Source organism: Cellulosimicrobium cellulans, from assembly GCF_001722485.1.
In the GTDB taxonomy this organism is placed as follows: Bacteria; Actinomycetota; Actinomycetes; order Actinomycetales; family Cellulomonadaceae; genus Cellulosimicrobium; species Cellulosimicrobium cellulans_A.
In genome coordinates, this window is sequence record NZ_LWGL01000162.1 from 1 (window position 1) to 6,727 (window position 6,727).

Genomic DNA, 6,727 nt, shown 5'->3' on the forward strand with positions numbered 1-6,727 from the left:
CCGCGGCGGCCATCGCGTCGAGGCGCGCGGCGTCGCCCAGGAGCGCCGGGACCGCGCGCGAGACCCACGCGGCGTCGAGCGCCGCGTCGTCGACCAGGAGGCCTCCCCCCGCCTCGACGACCGGTCCGGCGTTGAGGCGCTGCTCGCCGTTGCCGATCGGGAGCGGGACGTAGACCGCCGGGACCCCGAGCGCCGCGAGCTCGCTGACGGTGCCCGCCCCGGCACGGCACACGACGAGGTCTGCGACCGCGAGCGCGAGCTGCATCTCGGCGAGGTACTCGCGGACGTCGTACGCCGGGGAGCCCGGCCGCGCGGCGCGGGCGACGGCGTCGCGCACGGGCCCGTCCTTGCCCTTGCCCGTCAGGTGCAGCACCTGCACGCCGCCCGCGAGCAGGTCTCCGGCCGCCCGGGACACCGCCTCGTTGAGGCTCTGGGCTCCGAGCGAGCCGCCCGTGACGACGAGCGTGCGCGCGGCCGGGTCGAGCCCGAGGCGTGCGGCGGCCTGCGCGCGCACGGCACGGGCGTCGGTCGTGCGCGCCGCGACGAGGTCGGCGATCTCGCGCCGCAGCGGGAGCCCTGTGACGACGCCGCCGCGCAGCGGCGTGCCCGGGAACGTGAGGCCGACGTGCGCCGCCCAGCGCGCGCCGGCGCGGTTGGCGAGACCGGGGCGGGCGTTCTGCTCGTGCACGACGATCGGCACGCCGCGCCGGTGCGCCGCGACGTACGCGGGCGTGGAGACGTACCCGCCGAAGCCGACGACGACGCGCGCCCCGGTCTCGTCGATCGCGGCGCCCGCCGCGTCGACCGCCGACCGGAACCGGCCGGGGAGGTTGAACCACTCGGCGCTGGGCCGGCGCGGGAGCGGGACGCGGGGCACGTGGCGCAGCGGGTACCCGCGCGCGGGCACGAGGTCGTCCTCGAGTCCGCCGGCCACGCCCAGCGCGGTCACGACCAGGCCGGGCTCGCGCGCGCGAAGCTCGTCCGCCACCGCGAGGAGCGGGTTCACGTGCCCCGCCGTCCCGCCGCCCGCGAGCACCACCGAACCGATGTTCGTCACGTACCTCGTCGTCCTTCCTGTGCGGCTCGTGCCGCGTCGTCCTGGTCGTCGTGCCGGCTGTCCGGCTGGTCGTGCGCCGGGCCGCGGAGGGGCGGCGGCGCAGGGGTCACGTGCTGGTGGTGGTGGTGGTGCGGCGGCGCGGCCGCGCGGCGCGGCCGACGACGGCGAGCGAGCGCCGCACGACGCTCCCGCGCGCGGCGAGCGCCTCGGCCGCGCCGGGCTCGGAGCGCGCGAAGGAGATGACGACGCCCAGCGCGGCCATGGTCATGATGAGCGCGGTGCCGCCCGCGGAGACGAGCGGGAGCGGGACGCCGATGACGGGCAGGAGGCCGATGACCACGCCGATGTTGATGAACGCCTGCCCGACGACCCAGCACGCGATCGCCGCGGTGGCGATCTTGACGAACGGGTCGGGGTGGCGACGCACGATGCGGCTCATCGCGAGGCCGAGCACGACGAAGAGCCCGAGCACGAGGAGGGAGCCGAGCAGCCCGAGCTCCTCGCCGATCACCGCGAAGATGTAGTCGTTGTGCGCCTCGGGCAGATAGCTCCACTTCTCGCGGCTCGCGCCGAGCCCGACGCCCGTGAGCCCGCCCGTGCCGAGCGCCCAGAGCCCGTGCAACGACTGGTAGCACTCGCCGAGCGTGTCCTTGCACTCGCCGTAGGTGGCCATGATGCGGCCGAGGCGGTCCCCGCCGTCCTGGTTGAGGATGAACCCGTACCCGACGACGAACGCGGCCACCGCGGCGCCGAGCGCGAGCAGGCGCGTGCTCGCCCCGGAGACGAGGAACGCGCCGGCGACGAGGACCATGATGACGAGCGCCGTGCCGAGGTCGTGGCCGGCGAGCACGAGACCGACGACGGCGAGCGCGCCCGGGACGGCGGGGACGATCACGTGCGACCAGCGACCGAGCAGGTGCTGCTTGCGCCCGAGGACGAGACCGAGCCACAGGGCGAGCGCGAGCTTGGCGATCTCCGACGGCTGGAACGAGAACGTGCCGAGCGGGATCCAGTTCGTGTTCCCGCCGCGGCTCGCGCCCACGAACAGCACGGCGACGAGCAGAGCGACGGAAAGGAGGAGGGCCGGCCACGCGAGCGCCTTGTACCAGCGCAGCGGCAGGCGGGAGGCGACGAGGAGCACCGGGAGGCCGATGAGGACGAACTTTCCCTGGCCGACGAGCGCGGAGAAGGGCGAGTTGCCCGCCGCGATCTCCGTGACGGCCGAGCTGGAGAAGACCATGACGAGCCCGATGACCGTGAGGAGGCCCGTCGCACCGACGAGCAGGTAGTAGCTCGTCACCGTGCTGTTCCACTGGCCGAGCCACTGCCGCTCGGCCGACGGCGAAGAGTCGGACGCACGCGACGGCGCCGCGGAACCGCGCGGAACGCGCGCACTCCCCCGGCCGGTCGCGCCGCGCGCCGTCGTGCCTCGGGCGCCCACGGTCTGCGTCATGGCTACGCGCGCTCGGGCCGCAGGGCCCGCGCCGCGTCGGCGAACGCGTCCCCGCGCGCGGCGTAGGAGCGGAACTGGTCCATCGACGCCCCGGCCGGGGCGAGCAGCACGGTGTCGCCGGGGCGGGCGAGACGGCGGGCGGAGTCGACGGCGCGGGGCATCACCGTCCCAGTGTCGCCAGGGTCCACGCGCACCACGGGGATATCGGGCGCGTGTCGGGCCAGTGCACCCGCGAACGGCTCCGCGTCCACGCCGATGAGCACCACGGCCCGCAGGCGGTCGGCCCGCGCCGCGACGAGCTCGTCGAACGACGCGCCCTTCGCGAGCCCGCCCGCGACCCAGACGACCGTCCCCGCCTCGAAGGACGCGAGCGACGCCGACGCCGCGTGCGCGTTGGTGGCCTTGGAGTCGTCGACGTACGCGACGCCGTCGACCGTCGCGACCTGCTGGATCCGGTGCGCGCCGGTGCGGAACGCCCGCAGGCCGTCGCGCACGGCGACCGCGCTCACGCCGTGCGCACGGGCGAGCGCCGCCGCGGCGAGCGCGTTCGCGAGGACGTGGGCGGGGACGCGACCGTCGGGACCGGCGAGGTGCGCGAGGTCGTCGAGCGTGCCGAGCTCGGCGGCGAACGTGTGGCGGTCGCGCGCGTCGGCCGGGGCGTGGAACGCGCGGTCGACGAGGACGTCCTCGACGACCCCCAGCTGTCCGCGCGCCGGAGCGCCGAGCGTGAAGCCGACGGCGCGCGCGCCCTCGACGACGTCGGCCTCGCGCACGAGTGCCTCCGTCCGCGCGTCGGCCGCGTTGTAGACGCACGCGACCTGCGCGTCCTCGAAGACCCGGCCCTTGTCGGCGGCGTAGGCGTCCAGTCCGCCGTGCCAGTCGAGGTGGTCGGGCGCGACGTTGAGCACCGCGCCGGCCTCGGGCGAGGTCGTGTGCGTGAAGTGCAGCTGGAAGCTCGACAGCTCGACGGCGAGCACCTCGAGCGTCGGGTCGAGCACGGCCTCGACCACCGGCGTGCCGACGTTCCCCACCGCGGCGGTCCGCAGGCCCGCGGTGCGCAGGATCGTCTCGAGCATCTCGACGGTCGTCGTCTTGCCGTTCGTGCCCGTGAGCGCGAGCCAGGGCGCGGGGTCGCCCGAGGGCCCCGGCACGCGCAGGCGCCACGCGAGCTCCACCTCGCTCCACACGGGCACGCCGTGCTCCAGCGCGCGCACGAGGAGCGGGTGGCTCGGCGGCCAGCCCGGGGAGACGACGACGAGGTCGACGTCGTCGAGCGCGACCTGCCCGGCGTCGCGCACGTCGGCGTCCTCGGCGCGGTCGTCGAGCGTGACGACCGCTGCGGCGCGCGGGCGCAGCGCGGTCGCCGCCGCCCGGCCGGACACGCCGAGGCCTGCGACGACGACGCGGGCGTCTGCGAGCGGGACCGCGAGGTCGTGGGGGTCGCGCACTAGCCGACCACCCACTCGGCGTAGAAGATGCCCATGCCGAGCGCCGCGAACAGGCCGGCGATGAGCCAGAACCGGATGACGATCGTGACCTCGCCCCAGCCGGACAGCTCGAAGTGGTGGTGCAGCGGCGCCATCTTGAACACGCGCCGCCCGGTCATCTTGAAGAAGCCGATCTGGATGATGTCCGACACGACGATGATGACGAACAGGCCGCCGATGATCGCCGCGAGGATCTCGGTGCGCGACAGGATCGACAGGCCGGCCAGCGCGCCGCCGAGCGCGAGCGACCCGGTGTCGCCCATGAAGATCTTCGCCGGGCTCGCGTTCCACCACAGGAACCCGAAGCACGCGCCCATGACGGCTGCGGCGACGATCGCGAGGTCCTGGGGGTCGCGCACCTCGTAGCACCGCGGCCCGGCCGAGACGAGGCGCTGGCACGTCTGGTTGAGCTGCCAGATCCCCACGAGGATGTACGTGCCGAACACGATGAGCGAGACGCCCGTCGCTAGCCCGTCGAGGCCGTCCGTGAGGTTGACCGCGTTCGACCACGCGGTGATGAGGAAGTTCGCCCAGATGACGAACAGGATCAGCCCCACGGTCGCGCCCGCGAACGCGAGGTCCAGGTTCGTGTCGCGCAGGAACGAGATGCGCGTGGACGCGGGCGTGCGGCCGTGCTCGTTCGGGAACTGCAGCGCGAGGACCGCGAACGTGATGCCGACGGCGCCCTGCCCGACGATCTTCGCGCGCGCGGTGAGCCCGAGGCTGCGCTGCTTCTTGATCTTCGTGAAGTCGTCGAGGAAGCCGACGAGGCCGAGCCCCGTCATGAGGAACAGCACGAGCAGCGCCGACACGCTCGGGAAGCGCCCCGAGACGACGTACGACATCGCCCACCCGAGCAGCGTCGCCCCGATGATGACGACACCGCCCATCGTGGGGGTGCCGCGCTTGGTGAAGTGCGCCGTCGGGCCGTCCTGGCGGACGAACTGCCCGTAGTTGCGGTGGACGAGGAAGCGGATGAACAGCGGCGTGCCGAACAGCGCGACGAGCAGCGAGACGCCCGCCGCGACGAGGACCGCGATCATGCGCCCGCTCCCCGGCTGCCGCTCCCGTCCGTCGCGCCGGCGAGCTCGTCGCCGAGGCGCCACAGGCCGGAGCCGTTCGAGGCCTTCACGAGCACGACGTCACCCTCGCGCAGCTCCTCGCGCAGCAGCGCGGCGGCGGCGGCGACGTCGGGCACGAAGCGCGTCTCGTCGCCCCACGAGCCCTCCTGCACCGCGCCGTCCTGGATGCCCGCCGCGCCCTCGCCGACCGCGACGAGCAGCTTGATGTTGAGCCGCACCGCGAGCCGGCCGATCTCCTCGTGCGCCCGGCGGGCGTCGTCCCCCAGCTCGAGCATCTCGCCGAGCACCGCGACCGAGCGGCGGTCGCGCCCCGCGACGACGGCGAGCGCCTTGAGCGCCGCACGCATCGAGTCGGGGTTCGCGTTGTACGAGTCGTCGATCACGGTCACGCCGTCGGCGCGGTCCGTGACCTGCATGCGGTGCGGGCTCACGGCCCGCGCGTCGGACAGCCGCGCGGCCACGTCCGCGACGTCGACGCCGAGGCGCAGCGCGGCGGTCGCCGCCGCGAGCGCGTTCGTCACGTGGTGCTCCCCGACGAGCGCGAGCGTCACCGGCGCGCGCGACGCGTCCGCGGCGCCCCGTCCCCGCACGCGGAGCGTGAAGGACGCGCGGCCCGCCCGGTCGATGCCGAGGTCCTCGGCGCGCACGTCGGCCGACGGGATCGTGCCGAAGGTGACCACCTCGCCGGGGGCGAGGTCGGCCATCGCGACGACCCGCAGGTCGTCGGCGTTGAGCACGGCCGTCCCGCCGGGCGCGAGCCCCGTGACGATCTCCGACTTCGCGCGCGCCACGCCCTCGATGCCGCCGAACTCCCCGAGGTGGGCGCTGCCCACCGTGAGGACGACCGAGACGTCGGGCGGTGCGATGCGCGTGAGGTAGGTGAGGTGCCCGATGCCGCTCGCGCCCATCTCGAGGACGAGGAAGCGCGTCGTGTCGTCGGCCTCGAGCACCGTGAGCGGCAGCCCGATCTCGTTGTTGAACGACCCCTGGGGCACGACGGTGGGTCCCTGGGCGCGCAGCAGCTGGCCCAGCAGGTCCTTCGTCGTCGTCTTGCCGACCGAGCCGGTCACCGCGACGACGCGCAGGTCGCCGCGCTCGCGCAGGGTCGCCAGGACGTGCCGAGCGAGCTCACCGAGCGCAGCCTGCACGTCCTCGACCACGACGCACGGCTCGTCGAGCTCGCGCGCGGCCAGCACGAGGGTGGCGCCCGCGCCGACGGCGGTCGCGGCGTAGTCGTGCCCGTCGACGCGCTCCCCCGGCAGCGCCACGAAGAGCGCGCCCGGGACGACCCGGCGCGAGTCGACGACGACCGGCCCGTCCACCCGCACCTCGGGATCGGCGGACAGGCGTCCGCCCGTCGCTGCGGCCACCTCGGCCGCAGTGAGCTGGATCATGCGTGGTGCTCCTTCGGGTCGTGCGTCGTGTCGTGCTGGTCCGCGCCCCTCGCGCGCGCCGCCAGGGCCTCGCGCGCCTCGACGCGGTCGTCGAGCGCGTGGTCGACGCCCGCGATCTCCTGCCACACCTCGTGCCCGCGGCCGGCCACGAGCACGGTGTCGTCCGGCCCCGCCGCCGCGATCGTCTCGCGGATCGCGCGTGCTCGCGGCGCGACCTCGCGCACGTCGACGTCGCGCGGCTCGGGGCCGCCGCG

5 protein-coding genes and 1 pseudogene are annotated in these 6,727 nt (G+C 75.1%); all 6 read right to left on the reverse strand.

From position 1 onward, the window contains the following. A partial coding sequence (locus JZ5iCDA_RS14280) for a UDP-N-acetylglucosamine--N-acetylmuramyl-(pentapeptide) pyrophosphoryl-undecaprenol N-acetylglucosamine transferase (protein WP_069387771.1) occupies positions 1–1,057 on the reverse strand: 1,057 nt, incomplete at its 3' end. Positions 1,058–1,163: 106 nt separating this feature from the next. Next, positions 1,164–2,357 (reverse strand): putative lipid II flippase FtsW, encoded by a 1,194-nt coding sequence (gene ftsW / locus JZ5iCDA_RS14285; RefSeq protein ID WP_366246679.1) that lies wholly within the window; start codon positions 2,355–2,357, stop codon positions 1,164–1,166. Positions 2,358–2,512: 155 nt separating this feature from the next. Further along, the gene (murD, locus tag JZ5iCDA_RS14290; RefSeq protein ID WP_069387773.1) at positions 2,513–3,958 is read right to left on the reverse strand and encodes a UDP-N-acetylmuramoyl-L-alanine--D-glutamate ligase; all 1,446 of its coding nucleotides are present in this window, start codon (positions 3,956–3,958) and stop codon (positions 2,513–2,515) included. Further along, the gene (gene mraY / locus JZ5iCDA_RS14295; RefSeq protein ID WP_069387774.1) at positions 3,958–5,040 is read right to left on the reverse strand and encodes a phospho-N-acetylmuramoyl-pentapeptide-transferase; all 1,083 of its coding nucleotides are present in this window, start codon (positions 5,038–5,040) and stop codon (positions 3,958–3,960) included. Before mraY ends, murD begins: the two co-directional genes overlap by 1 nt. Continuing rightward, positions 5,037–6,473, reverse strand: a complete 1,437-nt coding sequence (locus JZ5iCDA_RS14300) for a UDP-N-acetylmuramoyl-tripeptide--D-alanyl-D-alanine ligase (RefSeq protein ID WP_069387775.1) — start codon at positions 6,471–6,473, stop codon at positions 5,037–5,039. Before JZ5iCDA_RS14300 ends, mraY begins: the two co-directional genes overlap by 4 nt. Beyond that, positions 6,470–6,727: pseudogene (locus tag JZ5iCDA_RS14305) on the reverse strand (hypothetical protein); the annotation flags it as partial. The gene JZ5iCDA_RS14300 and the pseudogene JZ5iCDA_RS14305, both read right to left, overlap by 4 nt.

Bases quoted from the DNA above. Each gene is read 5' to 3' on its own strand.
- mraY (WP_069387774.1), bottom strand. From the start codon at position 5,040: ATGATCGCGGTCCTCGTCGCGGCGGGCGTCTCGCTGCTCGTCGCGCTG.
- JZ5iCDA_RS14300 (WP_069387775.1), bottom strand. From the start codon at position 6,473: ATGATCCAGCTCACTGCGGCCGAGGTGGCCGCAGCGACGGGCGGACGC.